16 protein-coding genes are annotated in these 18,780 nt (G+C 64.9%); 12 read left to right on the top strand and 4 right to left on the bottom strand.

From position 1 onward, the window contains the following. Nucleotides 1–156 precede the first annotated feature (156 nt). On the top strand, nucleotides 157–2,385 hold the full coding sequence (locus AC2CQI_RS07550; protein ID WP_484579753.1) for a TonB-dependent receptor: 2,229 nt from the start codon (nucleotides 157–159) through the stop codon (nucleotides 2,383–2,385). 147 nt (nucleotides 2,386–2,532) lie between these two features. Here AC2CQI_RS07550 and AC2CQI_RS07545 read toward each other — a convergent pair whose 3' ends face one another. The 3 genes from AC2CQI_RS07545 to AC2CQI_RS07535 are packed head-to-tail and all read right to left on the bottom strand — an operon-like array spanning nucleotide 2,533 to nucleotide 5,924. Next, nucleotides 2,533–3,552, bottom strand: a complete 1,020-nt coding sequence (locus tag AC2CQI_RS07545; RefSeq protein ID WP_484579752.1) for an AraC family transcriptional regulator — start codon at nucleotides 3,550–3,552, stop codon at nucleotides 2,533–2,535. Beyond that, nucleotides 3,549–4,469, bottom strand: coding sequence for a GGDEF domain-containing protein (locus AC2CQI_RS07540; protein ID WP_484579751.1), 921 nt, complete (start codon nucleotides 4,467–4,469; stop codon nucleotides 3,549–3,551). Before AC2CQI_RS07540 ends, AC2CQI_RS07545 begins: the two co-directional genes overlap by 4 nt. A gap of 54 nt (nucleotides 4,470–4,523) precedes the next feature. After that, nucleotides 4,524–5,924 (bottom strand): purple acid phosphatase family protein, encoded by a 1,401-nt coding sequence (locus tag AC2CQI_RS07535; RefSeq protein ID WP_484579750.1) that lies wholly within the window; start codon nucleotides 5,922–5,924, stop codon nucleotides 4,524–4,526. A gap of 445 nt (nucleotides 5,925–6,369) precedes the next feature. Here AC2CQI_RS07535 and AC2CQI_RS07530 point away from each other — a divergent pair, with 445 nt between their 5' ends. The 5 genes from AC2CQI_RS07530 to AC2CQI_RS07510 all read left to right on the top strand — a co-directional run bounded on the left by AC2CQI_RS07530 (nucleotide 6,370) and on the right by AC2CQI_RS07510 (nucleotide 12,784). After that, nucleotides 6,370–8,799 carry a TonB-dependent receptor gene (locus tag AC2CQI_RS07530; RefSeq protein ID WP_484580596.1) on the top strand — a complete coding sequence of 810 codons (2,430 nt, stop codon included), beginning with the start codon at nucleotides 6,370–6,372 and terminating at the stop codon, nucleotides 8,797–8,799. Between the two features lie 21 nt (nucleotides 8,800–8,820). Further along, entirely contained in the window at nucleotides 8,821–10,725 is a 1,905-nt protein-coding gene (locus AC2CQI_RS07525) for a phytase (protein WP_484579749.1), read from the top strand. 79 nt (nucleotides 10,726–10,804) lie between these two features. Then, on the top strand, nucleotides 10,805–11,518 hold the full coding sequence (gene tolQ / locus AC2CQI_RS07520) for a protein TolQ (RefSeq protein ID WP_484579748.1): 714 nt from the start codon (nucleotides 10,805–10,807) through the stop codon (nucleotides 11,516–11,518). A gap of 14 nt (nucleotides 11,519–11,532) precedes the next feature. Continuing rightward, complete coding sequence (locus AC2CQI_RS07515) at nucleotides 11,533–11,976, top strand: ExbD/TolR family protein (RefSeq protein ID WP_075804999.1); 444 nt, start codon at nucleotides 11,533–11,535, stop codon at nucleotides 11,974–11,976. 10 nt (nucleotides 11,977–11,986) lie between these two features. After that, the gene (locus AC2CQI_RS07510) at nucleotides 11,987–12,784 is read left to right on the top strand and encodes an energy transducer TonB (protein WP_484580595.1); all 798 of its coding nucleotides are present in this window, start codon (nucleotides 11,987–11,989) and stop codon (nucleotides 12,782–12,784) included. A 97-nt stretch (nucleotides 12,785–12,881) separates the two neighbouring features. Here the strand turns inward: AC2CQI_RS07510 and AC2CQI_RS07505 are convergent, their stop codons facing one another. After that, the gene (locus tag AC2CQI_RS07505; protein ID WP_484579747.1) at nucleotides 12,882–13,496 is read right to left on the bottom strand and encodes a Yip1 family protein; all 615 of its coding nucleotides are present in this window, start codon (nucleotides 13,494–13,496) and stop codon (nucleotides 12,882–12,884) included. A gap of 173 nt (nucleotides 13,497–13,669) precedes the next feature. Between AC2CQI_RS07505 and AC2CQI_RS07500 the strand changes: the two genes are divergently transcribed. From AC2CQI_RS07500 to AC2CQI_RS07475, 6 genes are all read left to right on the top strand, one after another. Further along, nucleotides 13,670–13,840, top strand: coding sequence for a hypothetical protein (locus AC2CQI_RS07500; RefSeq protein WP_484579746.1), 171 nt, complete (start codon nucleotides 13,670–13,672; stop codon nucleotides 13,838–13,840). A gap of 196 nt (nucleotides 13,841–14,036) precedes the next feature. Then, nucleotides 14,037–14,330, top strand: coding sequence for a hypothetical protein (locus tag AC2CQI_RS07495; RefSeq protein WP_075805001.1), 294 nt, complete (start codon nucleotides 14,037–14,039; stop codon nucleotides 14,328–14,330). Between the two features lie 330 nt (nucleotides 14,331–14,660). Further along, entirely contained in the window at nucleotides 14,661–15,884 is a 1,224-nt protein-coding gene (locus tag AC2CQI_RS07490) for an SfnB family sulfur acquisition oxidoreductase (protein WP_484579745.1), read from the top strand. Between the two features lie 9 nt (nucleotides 15,885–15,893). Then, a complete protein-coding gene (locus AC2CQI_RS07485; protein ID WP_484579744.1) occupies nucleotides 15,894–17,267 on the top strand; it encodes an LLM class flavin-dependent oxidoreductase in 1,374 nt (457 codons plus the stop codon). After that, nucleotides 17,264–17,929, top strand: a complete 666-nt coding sequence (locus AC2CQI_RS07480) for a methionine ABC transporter permease (RefSeq protein ID WP_484579743.1) — start codon at nucleotides 17,264–17,266, stop codon at nucleotides 17,927–17,929. The genes AC2CQI_RS07485 and AC2CQI_RS07480 overlap by 4 nt, the downstream gene beginning before the upstream one ends. Nucleotides 17,930–17,961: 32 nt before the next feature. After that, nucleotides 17,962–18,738 (top strand): MetQ/NlpA family ABC transporter substrate-binding protein, encoded by a 777-nt coding sequence (locus tag AC2CQI_RS07475; protein ID WP_484579742.1) that lies wholly within the window; start codon nucleotides 17,962–17,964, stop codon nucleotides 18,736–18,738. The last annotated feature ends 42 nt before the right edge of the window (nucleotides 18,739–18,780 follow it).

Below are 18,780 nucleotides of genomic sequence, written 5' to 3'. Positions count from 1 at the left end.
CTGTGCTGTGTCAGTAGCAGCAACCTACTGCTGAGCCATTGCTCCTGACGCAACAGTCAAAACTCCCAACCCCGCCACACCCCTTGATCCACAAGCCCTCCAGCCTCTGGCACGGGCATTGCCATGGTCCAGCCATCCGTAATCAGAGAGCTGCCCATGACCCTGCCTTTCCGCCGCCAGCCCCTGGCGCTGTTGATCGCCGCGACCTTGCTGCCTGCCCACGCCGCCCTGGCCGACGACACCGATAAACCCGATGCCCTGCCCACCGTGACCGTCACCGCGCAGAAGCGCGAAGAGTCGCTGCAGGACGTCGCCGCTGCCGTATCTGCCGTGTCCGGCAAAAGCATCCAACAGACCGGTGGCGGCTTCACCGCCGGCAAGGCGCTGCAGGACGTGCCCAACGCCATCGCCCCGGAATTCGCCGGCAACCAGCGGCCACGCTGGTACATCCGCGGCATGGGCTCGGGCGACATGGCTTCGACCACCGTCTACCCGGTGGGCATCTATGTCGACGACACCTATATCAGCCCGCATATCGCCACAGGCGGTCCGCTCTATGACCTGGAACGGGTGGAGATCCTGCGCGGTCCGCAAGGCACCCTGTGGGGCAAGAACACCACCGGCGGGGCGATCAACTTCGTCTCGCGCAAGCCGCAGTTCGAGGAGGGCAACGGCTACCTGAAGATCGACGCCGGTAACTACGAGTCGCGCCTCTACGAAGGCGCCTATGGCGGCACCCTGGTGGACGATCGCCTGGCCGCCCGGGTGGCGTTCGTCGACCAGAGCAAGGACGGCCAGTTGAAGAACATCGTCGATGGCCATACCGTCGGCGATGTGCACGACCAGGCCGTGCGCGCGCAAATCCTCGCGCGCCTGAGCGACGACGTCGACGCCACCCTGCAGATCCGCTCCCGTGACTACAAGGGGCAGGGCATCGCCACCCGCGCCTGGGGTGCCGGCCCCGGCGGCACCACGCTGTTCGGCCCGGCACCCACGGTCAAGGACGATGAAGCGGCCTTCACCGGCAAGGGCGAGGACCGCATCCAACACAACGGCGTGCAACTGAACCTGCACTGGGACCTGGGCGAGCTGGCCCTGGATTCGATCACCGCCTTCGACGACATCCAGGAAAAGGCCCAGGGCCCGAACATGGGCATCTACGAATTCGGCCGCTCCTATGGCGACGATCACTGGCGCCAGGTGTCCCAGGAACTGCGCCTGTCCTCGGCCAGGAACCAGGCCGTGAGCTGGATCGTCGGTACCCACCTGTTCCATGAAAGCCTCGACAGCGCCAGCAGCAGTGCGATCCTGCCCACCGCCTACAACGCACCTTTCGATGTCGCCAGCTATGGCCGGACCGACCTCGACCAGACCACCACCAGCTACGCCCTGTTCGGCAGCAGCACCTGGCAGGCCACCGATGACCTGAGCTTCACCCTGGGACTGCGCTGGACCCGCGAGACCAAGGACATCGACCTGAACCGCGTCGCCTCGACGGATGCCGCGGACGTGTCCTTCGCCAGCAGCAACCGCTGGTGGAAGGACTACACCGGCACCCTGGCCACCGTCGCGACCCAGGACGAGCAGCGCACCTGGAACAAGCTGACCTACGACTTCACCCCCGAATACCAGCTCAACGACAACGCCCGGGTGTATTTCCGCTACGCCAAGGGCTTCCGCTCCGGCGGTTTCAATGGTGGCGCCACGGTGCAGGCGGAGAGCTCGGTGGTGGCGCCGGAGAACGTCGATGCCTACGAGCTGGGGCTCAAGAGCGAGTGGTTCGACGAGCGTCTGATCGCCAATGCCAACGTCTTCTACTACGACTACGCCGATATCCAGGTGAATACCGTGTCGGTGAGCAACGGGCAGGTGGTGTCGCTGCTGACCAACAGCGGCGCCGGGGTGATTCGCGGGGCGGAGTTCGAACTGCAGGCGTTGCCGTTGCAGAACCTGCAACTACGCGGTTCGCTGGGCTTGCTGCATACCGAGTTGAAGGACTTCTCGTCACCGGGCGGCCCGGATTACTCGGGTAACCGCATTGCCCGCTCGCCGGAGCGAACCCTGTCGGTGGGGGCGAGCTACCGGATTGCGCTGGAGGGCGGGGATGCGGTGACGCTGGATAACAGCTGGCGCTATCAGAGCCGCATTTACTTCCTGCCGACGGCGCAGGAGGACCACAGTGTTTCGCAGGGTGGGTACACGCTGGGGAATGCCAGCCTGACCTATCACTTTGCCGGGAAGCAGGACCTGGACCTGAGCGCCTACGTCAACAACCTTACCGACAAGCGCTACAAGACCGACAGCGTGCCGCTGCCGTTCGATATCGCCTGGGATGCGCGGGGGGATCGCAGGACTTATGGAGTTTCGGTGACTACCCACTTCTAACGTCGATCGCAGCAGTCCTGTAGGAGCGTGGCTTGCCCGCGAAGGACCGCGCAGCGGTCCCAAATGCTCACTGTCAGCACCATTTTGGGAGCGCTTCGCACTCCTTCGCGGGCAAGCCACGCTCCTACAGGGTCCGTGCTGTGCCCTTTATCCAAACCACCGGGCCAACCCACTCGGCGTCAACCCGGTCCAGCGCTTGAACGACCTGCGGAAATTGGTCGTATCACTGAACCGCAGGTAGTTGCACACCTCTTCATTGGTGTACCCCTTCATCTGGTACAGGTACAACGCCACGTGCCGTCGCACCAGGTCCAGCTGCTGCTGGAAATGGGTGCCATGCTTGCTCAGCTTGCGCTTGAGGGTAGTCGGACTGATACCGAAGGCGGCAGCGACCCGGTCGAGGTTGATCGGCTCATGGATATGCCCGTGCAGGTGATCGAACAGCTCATCCAGAAAACTCGCCCCACCTCCCAGCGCCTCCAGTTGCCCCAGACACGCCTGCCGCGCCACCAGCCCAGGTGTCGCAGCGGCATTGGGCAACGGTCGATGGATATATTCCCGAGGCAGGGAGAGCAGGGTGATCTGCGCATCGAAACGCACTTCCTCACCTAGATACACCCAGTACTGCTCGATATGCCGCGGCTGGCTCCAGGCGCACTGGATACGCCAGGGCAGATGCTCGCCGACCAGCCGCCGACTCATTGCAAGGACCGCGCTCAGGCAGGCTTCACCGAGAAACTGCGCCTGGTTGCCGGTACCACAGCCATCCTGCCAATACAGATGCAGGTAATGCTCCTCCAGCATCAGCCGCGGCGTCAGCAGCGGGCTGAGCAGGGCATGGAACTCGCACAGGTGTTCCAGCGCCTGGTACAGGTCGCGGGCATGCAGCAGGGTCTGGCTGGCCTCGCCGTAATGCCCTGGCAGCAAGCGCTGACCAAAGAGGAAAGCACTGTCATCGGCATCCAGCAGGCGCCGGGCATTGTCGATCAGGGTCAGGAACTGCTCCTGGCTGAAACGCGTTGCGCCCCGGCTGACATCCTCGTAGAACACCTCGCAACCGCGCAGCAGACGGTGGCTGTCGATGCCCCGGGAGAGGGCCAGGTCGATCAGGGTTGCCGGCTGGTAGTGGCCGACGATGAAACGCTGATCACGCTCGTAGCCGCTCATGCCGCCCCCTGCTGCGGAGCCTGGCGCTTGGCCCTGGCGATACCGAGGTTGACCCGCTTGAGCAGGCTGTCTACATCGTCGTCATAGGCCATGGCGGCCGCCACGCTGGCGCGCAACTGCAAGCGCTCGCCGTGGCGTTGGGTCTTGTAGGCGAAGCTGGCCACTGCCTGTTGCAGCTCCCCGGCCAGCCAGCGGGCCTGGGTTTCGCCGGTATTGGGCATGACCACGACAAAGCGGTCGCCGGCCAGACGGCAGAGCACATCCTGCTGGCGCAGGTTGAGCAACAGCAACTGGGCCAGCGCCTGCAGCAGGTGATCGCCCTCGGCCTCGCCATGCATCAGGTTCACCGCGCTGAAATCATCGATATCCAGCACCACCAGCGACAGCGGCTGCTCTTCGCGGGCCGCCTGTTCCAGGGCCAGTTGCACATGCTGCTTGAGGTACTGGGCACCGCCCAGCGGGGTCAGCTTGTCGAACAGCAGGTGTTCGCGGAACAACCCCTCGCGCTTGCTCATCTGCGCGTTGATCGCCTGCTGTTCCTGGTGCAGGTGATAGATGCCGAAGGTCACCAGGAGCAGGCCCACCGGCATCGGCGCGGTTTCCAGCCAGTTGTCCCAGACCGCGTCCGGGGCCAGGCGGATGAATTCGTCGAGCACGTCCATCCACCAGGAAAAACACACGCAGGCCATGCCCACCGCCAGCAGGCGACTGACCCGGCCGGCCGGGCGGCTGCGCATCAGCATCACCAGCCAGATCAACCAGATCAGCCCCGAGCCGCCTTCGCCGACCACGTCCATCCAGTTGATCTGCGCCCACGGCTTGACTTCGCCGAAGGCCAGGTAGATCTGCAGGCCGAGGTTGGCGGCGATGGCCAGGCCGACAAAGGTCAGGGTGTGCAGTTTGAGCAGTGATTTCATCGACGGTCTCCGGGCCGGGCCCGCTGAGCGTGCCCGACCAAGGTCACAGGGGTGTTACAGGGATTTGCTGCGGGACTTGCAGGGAAGCTGGTCCGGACCCTGTTCGCCAGTGCAGAAACGCTCGGCGGGCAGGTTCTTCGCCGGCTCGCTCAGGCGATTGCTCCCTTGCTTGTCGCGGTTCAGGTCGAAGGCGTCGTAGAGCGTGCCGTTGGCGGTGAAGCTGCGCACTTCCAGGCGCGACGGCAGCACCTCGACGGTCTGGTACAGCTGGGTTTCCTCGGCGCTGCGGTCTGGCTGCTGGCGGGCGCGGTCGTTGAGGCCGTACATCTTCGAACCGGCCACCGAGACCATGTACACCGGGCCCTGGACCTTGCCGGCGGCGTGGTCCTTCTTCGCCGCGACACGGCCGTTTTCATTGCTCAGGCGGCTGTAGCAGTGGTCGTGGCCCTGCAGCACCAGGTCGACCTTGTAGCGTTCGAACAGCGGTTTCCACGCGGCCTTGAGCGGGCCGGTGTCTTCCGGGCGGGCGCAGGTGAAGATCGGCTGGTGGGTGACGACGATCTTCCAGCGCGCCTTGCTCTCCTTCAGGCGCTGTTCCAGCCACTGGCTCTGCTGGTCGAGGGTGTTCAGGTCGAGGGCGGCAGTGCCGTCGAGGACGATGAAACGCACGCCCTGGTAGTCGGTGAAGTAGGTGGTGGTTTCCAACCCCTTCACGCCATTGCCGGGCAGGGCGAACTGCTTCGCCCAGTGCGGACCGAGCACGCGGCCTTCGCTGCCATCGGGGTTCACGCTGTCCAGGTACTCGTGGTTGCCGGTGGCGACCACCTGTGGCACCCCGGCGTAGTGGAAGCCACCGGCCTGGTTCCATTCGCCCCATTCATCGTCGTGGACCAGGTCGTCGCGCTGCGAGGTGAGGTCGCCGGCATGCACCACCAGCGCCGGGCTGGCGGTGGCGTGCAGGGCCTGGCGCACGCTGCGCGAGGCGATGGAGAGGATGTCGTTCTGGGTGTCGCCGAGGTAGATGAAGCGGAAGGGCTTGAAGCCAGCGGCGGCGGTGCGGAACTGCAGCCATTCGCTCCAGCCATCGGCGCCCTTGACCCGGTACACGTAAGGGGTGTCCGGTTGCAGGTCGGTGAGGCGGACCTGGTGGTACAGGGCGGCGCCGTTCTCGGTATCCAGCGACTGGCTGCTGCCTTCGAGCAGGATGGCGCGTTTTTCCAGTTGCGGACCGTCGAGGGCCGGGGCCAGTTGCAGCTGGCTGGCCGCCTGGCGGCTGTCGGTGCGGAAGGTCACGGCCATTTCCCGGGCCGGGTTGGCGCCGGGGGTCAGGACGATACGGTCGGCCAGGCCGGTGGCGGCGTAGGGCGCGCCGGGTGAATGCGGCAGGGGTTCGGCTGCGCTGGCGTTGCCGATGCAGGCGGCGAGGGCGAGGGCCAGCAGGCTCAGGCGGGACATGGAGGATCCTTGGGTCGGTGAGTTCTGGCGGCCAAGGAAACAAAGGCAAATGACGCTTGGGTTACAGGGTGGGGGGTCTATTTGGACGCTGGCAGATGTGAAAAAAATGTTGGTTTTTTCAGTGTTCTCAAGGGCCTGATCGCTGGCAAGCCAGCTCCCACAGGGACCGCGTGCACCGCTGAACCTGTGGGAGCTGCGGTTCGGCGCCCCGACTTGCCAGCGATGAGGCCGGTACAGCCAATGAAGAGTGAAAGGGGGTCATATCAGGCCAATTCCCCGCGAAAACCACCCGAAAATGCCCCGATCCGACCGCTGTGAAAATCCCTGTCACAGATCTGCCACACGCCACCCCTAGCGTGCCCCTCAGTTTCCGCCGGGTGTGGCGGATCGACTTCAGGGGAGCAACAACGTGGCAATCGTCAGATTCAAGATCAGCCTGCTGAGCATGGCCATCGCCGCCAGCCTGCCGGCCTTCGCCGAAGACAAGGTGGAGCACGTCAACGTCGTCGGCCAGGCCGCCAGCCTGGACCAGGCGCTGAAGGAGCAGAAAGCCTCCGACACCATCCGCAGCGTGGTCCACGCCGATGCCGTCGGCCAGTTGCCCGACGATAACGCCGCCGAAGCCCTGCAACGGATTCCCGGCCTGTCGGTGGAACGCGACCAGGGCGAAGGCCGCTTCGTCAGCGTGCGCGGCATCGGCCCGGACCTGAACAGCGTGACCATCAACGGCACCCTGCTGCCCGCCCCGGAAGCCGACCGCCGCGCCGTGGCCCTCGACGTGCTGCCCACCGAACTGGTGCAGTCGCTGTCGGTGGTCAAGTCGCTGACCCCGGACATGGACGCCAACTCCCTCGGCGGCACCATCGAGGTGGAAAGCCTGTCGGCCTTCGATCACCCGGGCCTGTTCTACACCGTCAGCGGCGAAGCCAGCCACGACGAGAACACCCGCCAGACCAGCCCGAAATTCTCCGGCGCGTTCAGCAACAAGTTCAGCCTCGGCGACGGTATCGACAACTTCGGCGTGGCCGCCGCCCTTAGCTGGCAGCAGCGCGATTTCGGCTCGGACAACGTCGAGACCGGCGGCGCCTGGGACTTCGACGGCGACCAGCCACGCCTGGAAGAAGCCGAACAGCGTGACTACCGCATCCGCCGCGAACGCACCGGCGCCGGCCTGAACTTCGACTACCGCCCGGACGATTTCTCCAGCTACTACCTGCGCACCCTCTACAGCCGCTTCAAGGACACCGAGACGCGCAATGCCGCCGGGATCGAGTTCGAAGACCCGCAAGCCTCCGGCGAGCGTGGCGACGGCGAAGGCTGGCGTTCCCTGAAGTCCCGCGAGGACACCCAGGAAATCCAGTCCTATGTATTCGGCGGCGAACGCCTGATCGATGCCTGGACCCTCAGTGGCCAGGTCGGTTACAGCAAGTCCAGCGAGAACGACCCGGGCGGCATTGCCGACGCCAAGTTCGAAGGCGACTTCAGCGACATCGGCTTCGACGGCACCCGTAAGCCACGCCTGTCCACCGGCGCGGCCTTCTACGACCCGAACGCCTTCACCCTGGACAAGGTGGAATGGGAGAAAGCCCATTCCACCGACGAAGAAAAGAACATCCGCTTCGACCTCGCCCGCGACTACGAACTGGCCGGCAACAGCTCCCAGGTCAAGTTCGGCGCCAAGGCCAGCCGCCGCGACAAGCGTGCCGACACCGATATCTGGGTCTACGAGGACTTCGACGATGTCACCCTGGCCGGCTACCAGAGCGGCAAGGTCGACTACTCCCTGGGCAACTTCGGCAACGGCATCAGCGCCGGGGCGATCAAGAACCTGATCGGCGGGATGGACCGCGATGCCTTCTACGACGAAGAAGAATCGCGGATCAACGACTTCACCATGCGCGAAGACATCAACGCCGCCTACCTGATGAACACCGTCGATGTTGGCGCCTGGCGCTTTATCGGCGGCGTACGCTACGAGGGCACCGAGTTCGAGGCCAAGGGCACCGGCCTGCGTGACGGCGTCTACAGCCCGACCGAAAGCCGCAAACGCTATGACCACTGGCTGCCGGGGTTGCACGCACGCTACCAGTTCACCCCGCAAACCCAGTTGCGCGCGGCCTGGACCAACACCGTGGTGCGCCCGACCTTCGGCCAGCTGGCGCCGGGCTTCATGATCGACGACGGCGAAGGCGAAGCCGCCTTCGGCAACCCGAACCTCAAGCCGCTGGAATCGATGAACCTCGACCTCGGCATCGAGCACTACATGGGCCGTGCCGGCACCGTCTCGGCGTTCCTGTTCTACAAGGACATCGACAACTTCGTCTACAACACCGACCTGGCCGGCACCGGCGAGTGGGTCGACTTCGACGAGGCCAAGACCTACGCCAACGGCCAGAGCGCCAAGCTGTACGGCATGGAACTGGCCTACTCGCAGACATTCGACTGGCTGCCGGCGCCGTGGAACGGCCTGCTGCTGGGCGGCAACCTGACCCTGAGCAAGTCCCGCGCCGAAATCGAAGGCCAGGGCCTGACCCGGCGCATCGACCTGCCCAACCAGTCCGACACCGTCGGCAACCTGACCCTCGGCTGGGAAGACGACAAGCTCAGCCTGCGGGTGGCCGCCAACTACAAGTCGAAGTACCTGGCGGAAGTCGCCGGCATCGACGATAAGGCCCATGACCTGTACTCGGACGACCAGCTGTTCGTCGATTTCAAGGCCGGGTACTTCATCACCCCGGACCTGCAACTCACCTTCGAGGCGCAGAACATCACCGACGAGTCCTACTACACCTACACCGGGCGCTCGCGCTTCAACTCGCAGTACGAGGAATACGGCCCGACCTACAAGGTCGGCCTGACCCTGACCCACTTCTGATCGCCAGCCCGAGACCCGAACATGTTCAATGCAAGACCTTTCACCTTCGCCGGGGGCCTGCTGCTGGCCCTGGCAGTATCCCAGGCCGTGGCCGCCGCGCCGCTCCTGACCCTTGGCGAGCGCCTGCCCGGCAGCGTCGAGAATGCCCGTCTGTTGAGCACCGATGGCTTCTGGCCCGGTGCCGACCGCCTGGTCGCCGGCAAGCAGGGCCTGCAACTGCTCAAGGCCGACGGCCAGGTGCTGAGCCAGCTCGATGGCCGCTACAAGGGCCTGGACCTGCGCAGCGACCAGGACGCGTTGCTGGTGGCGACCGTCGATAGCAAGCGCCAGCAGGCCGTGCTGGTGCAGTTGCACAAGGACAAGGGCTGGAGCACGCCGCTGTACCTGCCCAAGCGTGATTTCCCGGTCGAAGGCCTGTGCCTGTATCGCGACAGCGCGCGCAACAGCTTCGTCTTCCTGATGGGCGCCGAGGGCGTGGGCGAGCAGTGGTTGGTGGCCACCGCAGACAAGCCGCTTGGCGAAGCCCTCCGCGTGCGTGGCTTGAGCCTGCCGCCGCTGAGCGAGCACTGCCAGGGCGACGATGCCGGTGACAGCCTGTTCGTCAATGAAGAGAACGTCGGTTTCTGGCGCTATGGCGCGGCCGCCGAGGCGCCGCTGCAACGGCGTCCGGTGGACTTGCGGGCGCCATTCGGCTCCATCGCCAAGCGTGCGGCCGGGATGGCGGTAGTGCCCGGCGGTGTGCTGGCCCTGGATCCGCTGGGCGCCAGCCTGCACCTGTATCGCCAGGCCGGCACGAGCTGGAAAGCCGAGGCGAGCCTGCCGCTGGCCGGTCTCAAGGAGCCCGAGCAACTCAGCGTGCGCCAGGACGCCAAGGGCCTGGACCTGTTGATCGTCGACGATGAAGGCCAGCGCCGTGCCCGTCTCGACTGGGACCTGCCGGTTGCCAAGGTCGCCGCGCCGGTCCCGGTATTGCCGGCCCAGGTCCAGACCGAGCCGGTCCCGAGCTTCGGCGATGCCGCCGACGATCCGGCGATCTGGGTCAATGCCGCCAACCCGCAGCAAAGCCGGATCATCGGCACCGACAAGAAGGGCGGGCTGCTGGTGTACGACCTCGCCGGCAAGCAGCTGCAGGACCTGCGTGTCGGCCGGGTCAACAACGTCGATGTGCGCAATGGCTTCAAGCTCGGCGAACGCACCGTGGACCTGGCGGTGGCGAGCAATCGCGATAACAACAGCCTGCAGGTGTTCGCCATCGAACCGCTGACCGGCGAAGTCAGCCCGCTGGGCGAGGTGGCCACGCCGCTGGAGGAAATCTACGGGCTGTGCATGTTCAAGGATGCCGCTGGTGCCATCCACACCATCGTCAACGACAAGAACGGCAGCTTCCTGCAATACCGCCTCGGCGCGGCGAAAGGGCAGGTCGAGGGCGAAATGGTGCGCCGCTTTGCCACCGCGACCCAGCCGGAAGGCTGCGTGGCCGACGACCGTGGCCAGCGCCTGTTCATCGGTGAGGAAGACAAGGCGGTCTGGACCCTGGATGCCCGCGCCGAAGCACCGACCACGCTTGAGAAAGTCATTGCCGTGGGCGACCCGATCAAGGCCGATATCGAAGGCCTGGCGTTCTACCAGGGCAAGCAGCGCGACTACCTGGTGATCTCCAGCCAGGGCAACGACCGCTACGTGGTGGTCGAGGCCAGGCCGCCGTATCGCCTGCGCGGCGCCTTCGCGATTGGCCTGAATGCCGAACGCGGCATCGACGGTGCCTCGCAGACCGACGGCCTCGAAGTCACCTCCGCCAACCTCGGTGGTCCGTGGAGCCAGGGCCTGCTGGTGGTGCAGGACGGCCGCAAGCGCATGCCCGAGGGCCGGCAGAACTTCAAGGCGATTGCCTGGAGCCAGGTGGTCGAGGCGCTGCAGCTCGATTGAGCCGCTGTCATCAACCGGCAATGCCGTTGTCATCCAATACACGACGCCCTGCCTGGTGCGGGGCCAAGGAGCAAAGAACATGCACGCAAGTGAACCTATGAGCATCTGGGGCCTGGTCAGCGATGCCAGCCTGGTGGTGCAGGCGGTGATGGCCTGCCTGGTACTGGCCTCGCTGCTCAGCTGGTACCTGATCGTCCAGCGCGGCTGGGCGCTGGGCCGTAGCGAGAAGGCCTCGGACGGCTTCCTCCAGCGTTTCCGCGCCAGCGGCGACCTGGCCCTGCTGTACCGCGAAAGCCAGGCGCGCACCGCCGAGGGCGATGACGAGACGCCGCTGCAGCGCCTGTTCGTCGATGGCTACCAGGCCTTCGCCCAGTTGCAGCGACAGCCGCAGATCGAGAATTCCGCCGTGCTGGAAGGTGTCGAGCGCCGCCTCTACGTGTCCCTCGCCGAGCAGGACGAACGCCTCGACAAGGGCCTGGCCTTCCTCGCCACCGTAGGTTCTGTCAGCCCGTACATCGGCCTGTTCGGCACCGTGTGGGGGATCATGAATGCCTTCCTCGGCCTGTCCCAGGTCCAGCAGGCGACCCTCAACACCGTGGCCCCGGGCATCGCCGAAGCGCTGATCGCCACCGCCATCGGCCTGTTCGCGGCGATCCCGGCGGTCATGGCCTACAACCGCTTCAGCGCGCGCGGGCAGATGCTCAGCGCCCGCCAATACGCCTTCGCCAATGAATTGCAGGCGCGCCTGCACAAGCGTCTGCACTGCACCCCAAGCATGGCTGCGGTGGCCTGAAAGGAGTTTCCCCGATGTTGGTAAAACCCCAGCGCAAGCACGCCGTGAAGGCGGAAATGAACGTGGTGCCCTATATCGACGTGATGCTGGTGCTGCTGGTGATCTTCATGGTCACCGCGCCGATGCTGGTCCAGGGCGTCAAGCTCGAACTGCCCAAGGTCGCCGCCCAGGCCATGCCGGCCGACAGCGAGCGGCAGGTGCTGACCCTGTCGGTAAAGGTCGATGGCGGCTTCTACTGGAATGTCGGGCCGGACCTCAAGCTCGACGGGCAGAGCGACAGCGCCGTGAGCCTCGAGGAAATGCGCGACAAGGTCGGGCGGATCATTGCCGAGCGCGGTGATACCCAGGTCTATGTGCGGGCCGACCAGGGTGCCGATTACGGGCGGGTGGTTGCCGGCATCGCCGAGTTGCAGCGTGGCGGGGTGAGCAACCTGGGCCTGATTACCGAGGAGCCTTGAGATGACTGCGATGAGTCTGCCGCTGTCGGCCCCGGTGCCGTCCTTCAATCTGCCGAAATGGCGCGCCAATGCAGGTGCCGCGGGCGTGGCCGTGGCCTTGCATGTGGCGGTGGCGGTGGCCTTGCTCGGGCATGACTACAGGCCGCAGATGCCGGCGCCGGTGGTGCCGGTGATCACTACCCAGTTGATCAGCGTGCCGCTGCCGGAACCGGTGGTTGAGCCTGTGGTGGTGCCGGAGCCGCCTGCGCCTGCCGTTGTCGAGCCGCCGCCTCCGGAAGTAGTGAAGGCCCCGGCGCCGGTGGTGCCGACCGAGGCGGAACTGGCGTTCAAGCGCGAGCAGTTGCGCGAGAAGCAGGAGCAGGTGGCGGAGCAGAAGCGTCAGCGTGAGGAAGTTCGTCAGCGCGTGGAACAGCAGCGTCAGGAACAGATGGCAAGGGAAGCGGCGCAGGCGCGGGAGGTTGAGCAGCAGCGCCTGGCCGCCGAGCGTCGGGCGGCGGATGAGCGTGCCCGTGCCGCAGCGGCGGCGAGCCAGCAGTACCTGCCGATCACCAAGAAAGCCCCGGACTACCCGCAACGGGCGCTGGACAAGGGTATTCAGGGGGATTGCACGGTCAGCTACACCGTGGATACCCAGGGCAAGGTGCGGGATCCGCAGGTGGTGGACGGGTGCCATCCGTGGTTTGCCCAGCCATCGTTGCAGGCGGCGCGGAGCTTTCGCTATCAGCCGAGGATTGTGGATGGCCGGGCGGTAGAGGTACCCGGGATCAAGAACACCTTCCACTACAGCATCGAGCAAGGCTCCCGGTAGAGGGTGATGCTGATGGCCTCATCGCTGGCAAGCCAGCTCCCACAGGGTTGCGGTGCATGCGGTCCCTGTGGGAGCTGGCTTGCCAGCGATAGCGGTCTCAAGGCAACGTCGCAGGCCGTAGGTACTCGGGCTGGAGTGTGTTGAACCAGAACAGAATCATGCTCACCAGAATGGTCACCAACACCAGTAACCCAACCCCCCACACCGAAGCCGCATAGAGAAACCCCTGGTCCTGGGTCAACCGCATGAATTTCGGCAACCCCACGAACAGCAGGTAGGTCGCATAGGCCCCCGCCACGATCAGCGCCGCCACTGCCAGCCAGCGACTCGGATACAACCCGGTGATCCCCGCCAGGAAATACGGCGTGGTGGTGTACGCCACGAAACCGATGCACTGATTCAACGTTGGCCGCGCCTCGAAGGTCCGCGACATCCAGCGGATAAACCCGCCCATGATCAGCGTGCCCAGCAGCATGGTGACGTACAGCAGCACCCCAAGCTGCAACCCACTGGCCATGCTGACCCGCACCCGATCGCCCTCGGCCAGGCTCCAGCCGGTCCAGGTCACCCCGATGAACAGGCAGATGGCCGGGAGCAGGGCCCATAGCAGCAGGTGCGGGAGGTAGTGGCGCGGTTGCCGTTCTTCTTCGGTGCGGATATCCACCCAGGCGTAATCCGGGTGGGTAAGGAGTTTGACCAGGTGAGCTTTCATCGGAGTGATCTCCTGTCAGCGATGAAGTTTGGAAACAGGAGGGTTTTCCGGTGTTCAGTTTTTGTCGGGGCAGGGCGCCGAGTGGTCGGTTGACAGGCCGGTGATCATCTCGATGGATCTTTTTCACCAGCGCAGCGGTCGGTTTCTGCAACGGTCATCCACGGAGAACTATCATGCCTTCCAGCAAGCACCCGGGCGCTGCGCCCGACCAGCACATGCCCGGCGAAGTGGAGCGCGACAACGACGCCCACCGCCCCGATCAACCCGGCCAGGGCAAGCGTGATTCCACGGCCCAGGAACACGCAAAACGCGAAGGCGGCGGGCAGGGAAAATATTCGAAGTAAATGGCGCAATCGTTTGTCCGGTTGGTTATTTCAATATTCCGCACCTGTGGAAGTAACAGGATGTTTTTCCGCTGTTGCAGCATTGAAATACCGGTCGTCCGTTAATCCAGAAAAAACGCCGCGTTTGTTGGCGGAAATATTCCGGGGCGTTAGTCTCACTGACGTACTTATAAAACCCGGGCACAGGAGCGTGAATATGAAGTATCGCGGAAAACACTATTGGGCCTGGGCCGAAGCGCCTCTGATGAGCCGTTCCCATGAAGAAGTGCTGGACGGTGGCGAGATTGTCGATGTGCAGGTGCGGCTCTCCCGGCTGGGCGCAACCCAGCTGTTTATCGGGGTCTACAACGCCGGCGGCACGCTGATGTTCGAGGAAACCTACGATTCCCGGCCGGGCGAAACCATGACCCGGGCGATGAACTGGGGCACGGCAAGGGCGCGTTTGCTGGCCAGTGAATCGATGGGCGGGAATATTGTTGCGGTATTGTGAAGTGTCGGGTTAGTTGGTGTTTTAACTATTGTCGTCCTGTTGTAATTGAACTGTTTTTGTTCTTTCTGGCCTCATCGCTGGCAAGCCAGCTCCCACAGGTACTGCAGTACACGCGGTCCCTGTGGGAGCTGGCTTGCCAGCGATAGGGCCCGGGAGAACACTCCGCATTCAACTGTCCATCCAGCAACAGTGGCTCAACATTTTGCTGTTTCAACAGTCGCACTGACTGTTGCCTGAAACCATCAAGCCCCTGAAATACAAGGCTTTTCCTGCTTGGCATGGGAAATGCGATAGCCCTGTGGTCATCGCATTCCAGGATTCATCTTTCCCATGACCACACCTGCCGTTTCCGCCCATTACGACCTCCGCCAGCCGGATGCCCATGTCATCCGCGACGATGCCGAAGCCATCGCCGTCGCCCAGCGCATCGCCGCCTTGCTCCGCGAAGGCGCCGCCGAGCGCGACCGCCAGCGCCGGGTGCCCGCCGATGTAGTCGATGCCTTCTCCAACAGCGGCCTGTGGGGTATCACGGTGCCTCGCAGCCATGGCGGCGCCGAAGTGTCCTTCGCCACCCTGGCCCGGGTGATCGCCATCGTCTCCGCCGCCGACCCGTCCCTTGGCCAGATCCCGCAGAACCACTATTGCTTGCTGGAAGACATCCGCCTGCAAGGCACAGAGGAGCAGAAGAGCTTCTTCTTCGACCTGGTGCTCAAGGGCCATCGCTTCGCCAATGCCCTGTCGGAAACCGGCGGCAAAACCGTGGCCGATATCCAGACCCGCCTGGTCGCTGAAGACGAGGGTTACCGCATCGACGGGCGCAAGGGCTACTGCACCGGCTCGCTCTACGCCCACTGGATCGGCGTGCTGGCCCTCGACGAAGCGGACCGCGCCCACCTGGCTTTCGTCGAGCGCGGCACCCCGGGCCTGGTGGTGGTCGACGACTGGGACAGCATCGGCCAGCGCACCACCTCCAGCGGTACGGTGATCGCCGATGGCCTGCGCGTTCCGACGTTCAACCTGTTCCCCAGCTACCGCTCCTATGAAGTGCCGACCCTGGCCGGCCCCTTCGCCCAGCTGACCACCGCCGCCATCGACGCCGGTATCGGCCGTGCTGCGCTGGACGACACCATCGCCTTCGTTCGCGAGCATGCCCGACCGTGGGTTGATGCCCAGGTGGAGAAGGCCGGGGATGATCCGCTGACCATCATCCAGGTCGGCTCGCTGGAGATTCGTCAGGAAGCTGCCGAGGCCCTGCTGGAGCGCGCCGGCTGGGTACTGGATGCCGCCAGGCCGAGCCCTGACGAAGACAATGTCGCCGCCGCCTCGGTAGCCGTGGCCAAGGCCAAGGTGCTCACCACCGAAGCCGCCATCGAAGCCAGCAACCGCCTGTTCGAGCTGGGCGGCACCCGCTCTTCCCTGGCCCGGCACAACTTCGACCGTCATTGGCGCAATGCCCGGGTGCACACCCTGCATGACCCGGTGCGCTGGAAATACCACCTGGTCGGCAACTGGGCGCTGAACGGCATCAAGCCGGCGCGGCACGACTGGAACTAGGGGGCGGCCATGAGCAAGCAGATCCGCCTCAATGCCTTCGCCATGAACACGGTCGGGCACCTGTCCCCCGGCCTGTGGCGCCATCCCCGCGACCAGTCGCGGCGCTACACCGATATTCATTACTGGGTGGAGCTGGCGAAAACCCTCGAACGCGGGCGTATCGACGGGCTGTTCATCGCCGATGTGCTCGGGGTCTACGACGTCTATGGCGGCAGTGCCGATGCGGCGCTGAGCACCGGGGCGCAGGTGCCGGTCAACGACCCGCTGCAACTGGTCCCGGCCATGGCGGCGGCCACCGAGCACCTGGGGTTTGGCGTGACGGCCTCGGTGTCCTTCGAGCATCCGTTTCCCTTCGCCCGGCGCATGTCCACCCTCGATCACCTGACCCAGGGCCGCGCTGGCTGGAATATCGTCACCTCCTACCTGAGCAGCGGTGCGCGCAACCTCGGCCAGCGCGAGCAGCTGTCCCATGACCAGCGCTATGCCCTGGCCGAGGAATACCTGCAGGTCTGCTACAAGCTCTGGGAAAGCAGCTGGGAGGAGGGCGCGGTCCGAGCCGATCGCGACAGCGGAGTCTATGCCGATCCGGCGAAGGTGCATGGCATCGGGCACGAGGGCGAGTACTTCAAGGTGCCCGGCTTCCACCTCAGCGAGCCGTCGCCACAGCGTACCCCGGTGCTCTATCAGGCCGGTGCGTCCAGCCGGGGCCGGGCCTTTGCCGCGGCCAACGCCGAATGCGTGTTCGTCGCCGCGCCAAGCAAGGCGGTGCTGAGGAAGCAGGTGGACGAGTTCCGTGCGGCAGCCGTCGCTGCCGGGCGCGCCGCCGACGATATCGTCATCCTCGAACAGCTCACGGTGATCGTCGCCGAGACCGACGAGGCGGCCCTTGCCCGTCTGCGCGAGTACCGCGAGTACGCCAGTGCCACCGGCGCCCTGACCCTGATGTCGGGCTGGACCGGGATCGATTTCTCGCAGTACGGCCCGGAGCAGATCCTCAAGGAAGTCCCGAGCGACGCTATCCAGTCGGCAGTGGAAGCCTTCACTCGCGCGGACCCGAACCGCACCTGGACCACCGCCGAGATCGCCGACTACTGCGCCATTGGCGGCGACGGCCCGGTGCTGGTCGGCTCGGCCCGGACCGTGGCCGACCAGTTGCAGGAATGGGTCGAGGCCACCGGTGTGGACGGCTTCAACCTGGCCAGCGTGGTCGCCCCGGAGACCTTCGTCGCCGTGGTCGACCTGTTGGTGCCGGAACTTCAGGCTCGCGGCCTGTTCAAGCGCGAATACGCCGAAGGCACCCTGCGCCACAAACTGTTCGGCCAGGGTGACCGCCTGCGCGCGCCGCACCCGGTGGCGGCGCTGCGGCGGGAGCACGGGCAATGAACGAGTTGCTGGTCAACCTCAACTGGGGCGAAGTCGGCCAGGCCAGCCTGGAGACCCTGAGCATGCTTGCCGCTGCCCTGGGATTCACCGTGCTGCTTGGCCTGCCGCTTGGCGTACTGCTTTATCTCACCGGACAGCGCCAGTTGCTCGCCAGCCCTGGCCTGTACCGGGGCATGTCGCTGGTGGTCAATGTCCTGCGTTCGTTGCCGTTCATCATCCTGCTGATCGTGCTGATCCCGTTCACCACCTTGCTCACCGGCACCTCGCTGGGCGTGCGCGGCACCATCCCACCGCTGGTGGTGGGCTGCACGCCGTTCTTCGCCCGGCTGGTGGAAACCGCGCTGCGCGAGGTGGATCGCGGCCTGGTTGAAGCCAGCCAGGCCATGGGTGGCAGCACCTGGCAGATCATCCGCTACACCCTGTTGCCGGAATCGCGCACCGGGCTGATCGCGGCGGTCACGGTGACGGCCATCGTCCTCGTCGACTACACCGCCATGGCCGGGGTGATCGGCGGTGGCGGGCTGGGCGACCTGGCGATCCGCTTCGGTTACCAGCGCTTCCAGACCGACGTGATGGTGGTCACCGTGCTCTTGCTGATCCTGCTGGTGCAGGCCCTGCAAATGAGCGGCGACCGCCTGGTGCGGCATTTCACCCGTCGTTGAAACACCTTTTTGCCTACCTTTGGAGTCAGACCATGTTCAAGCAATCCCTGGCGCTGCTTGCCGCTGCCATCATCAGTTTCTCCGCCCACGCCAATGAAAGGCTCACCGTCGGCGCTACCCCGGTGCCCCACGCGGAGATCCTCGAATTCGTCAAACCGGTGCTGGCCAAGGAGGGTGTGGACCTGGATATCAAGGTCTTCACCGACTTCATCCAGCCCAACCTGCAACTGGCGGAAAAGAACCTCGACGCCAACTACTACCAGTACCGGCCGTTCCTCGATGACTTCAACAAGACCCGCCACACCGACCTGGTGCCGGTGGTGGGCGTGCATATCGAGCCCTTCGGTGCCTACTCGACGAAGATCAAGGATCTGAAGGATCTTCCGGACGGCGCCAGCGTGGCCATTCCCAATGACCCGGTGAATACCGGCCGGGCGCTGGTGCTGTTGCATGAGGCCGGGCTGATCAAGCTCAAGGACCCGAGCAACACTTTGGCGACCCAGCGGGATATCGCCGAGAACCCGAAGAAACTGAAAATCCGGGAGCTGGAAGGCGCCTTGCTGGCGCGGGCGGTGAACCAGGTGGATTTGGCCTTCGTGTTCGCCAACTACGCGCTGGAGGCGGGGATCGACACCAGCAGTGCCCTGATCGTCGAGAAGGGCAAGGACCTGTATGTCGAGTACCTGGTGGCGCGGCCGGACAACCTCCAGGACCCGGGGATCCAGAAACTGGCCAAGGCGTTGAATACGCCTGAGGTAAGGCAGTTCATCCTGACCCGCTACAAGGGCCAGATCGCCCCGGGGTTCTGAGCCTGAATCTTCATCTGCCTTGAGGGCCTCATCGCTGGCAAG

The organism is Pseudomonas sp. P2S-1, assembly GCF_057197725.1.
Note: the sequence above shows the minus strand (reverse complement) of the source record. Positions and strands in the feature narration are given on the sequence as shown.

Coding starts and splice junctions, on each gene's coding strand:
- AC2CQI_RS07550 (WP_484579753.1), top strand. CDS start 157: ATGACCCTGCCTTTCCGCCGCCAGCCCCTGGCGCTGTTGATCGCCGCG.
- AC2CQI_RS07545 (WP_484579752.1), bottom strand. CDS start 3,552: ATGAGCGGCTACGAGCGTGATCAGCGTTTCATCGTCGGCCACTACCAG.
- AC2CQI_RS07540 (WP_484579751.1), bottom strand. CDS start 4,469: ATGAAATCACTGCTCAAACTGCACACCCTGACCTTTGTCGGCCTGGCC.
- AC2CQI_RS07535 (WP_484579750.1), bottom strand. CDS start 5,924: ATGTCCCGCCTGAGCCTGCTGGCCCTCGCCCTCGCCGCCTGCATCGGC.
- AC2CQI_RS07530 (WP_484580596.1), top strand. CDS start 6,370: ATGGCCATCGCCGCCAGCCTGCCGGCCTTCGCCGAAGACAAGGTGGAG.
- AC2CQI_RS07525 (WP_484579749.1), top strand. CDS start 8,821: ATGTTCAATGCAAGACCTTTCACCTTCGCCGGGGGCCTGCTGCTGGCC.
- tolQ (WP_484579748.1), top strand. CDS start 10,805: ATGCACGCAAGTGAACCTATGAGCATCTGGGGCCTGGTCAGCGATGCC.
- AC2CQI_RS07515 (WP_075804999.1), top strand. CDS start 11,533: ATGTTGGTAAAACCCCAGCGCAAGCACGCCGTGAAGGCGGAAATGAAC.
- AC2CQI_RS07510 (WP_484580595.1), top strand. CDS start 11,987: ATGAGTCTGCCGCTGTCGGCCCCGGTGCCGTCCTTCAATCTGCCGAAA.
- AC2CQI_RS07505 (WP_484579747.1), bottom strand. CDS start 13,496: ATGAAAGCTCACCTGGTCAAACTCCTTACCCACCCGGATTACGCCTGG.
- AC2CQI_RS07500 (WP_484579746.1), top strand. CDS start 13,670: ATGCCTTCCAGCAAGCACCCGGGCGCTGCGCCCGACCAGCACATGCCC.
- AC2CQI_RS07495 (WP_075805001.1), top strand. CDS start 14,037: ATGAAGTATCGCGGAAAACACTATTGGGCCTGGGCCGAAGCGCCTCTG.
- AC2CQI_RS07490 (WP_484579745.1), top strand. CDS start 14,661: ATGACCACACCTGCCGTTTCCGCCCATTACGACCTCCGCCAGCCGGAT.
- AC2CQI_RS07485 (WP_484579744.1), top strand. CDS start 15,894: ATGAGCAAGCAGATCCGCCTCAATGCCTTCGCCATGAACACGGTCGGG.
- AC2CQI_RS07480 (WP_484579743.1), top strand. CDS start 17,264: ATGAACGAGTTGCTGGTCAACCTCAACTGGGGCGAAGTCGGCCAGGCC.
- AC2CQI_RS07475 (WP_484579742.1), top strand. CDS start 17,962: ATGTTCAAGCAATCCCTGGCGCTGCTTGCCGCTGCCATCATCAGTTTC.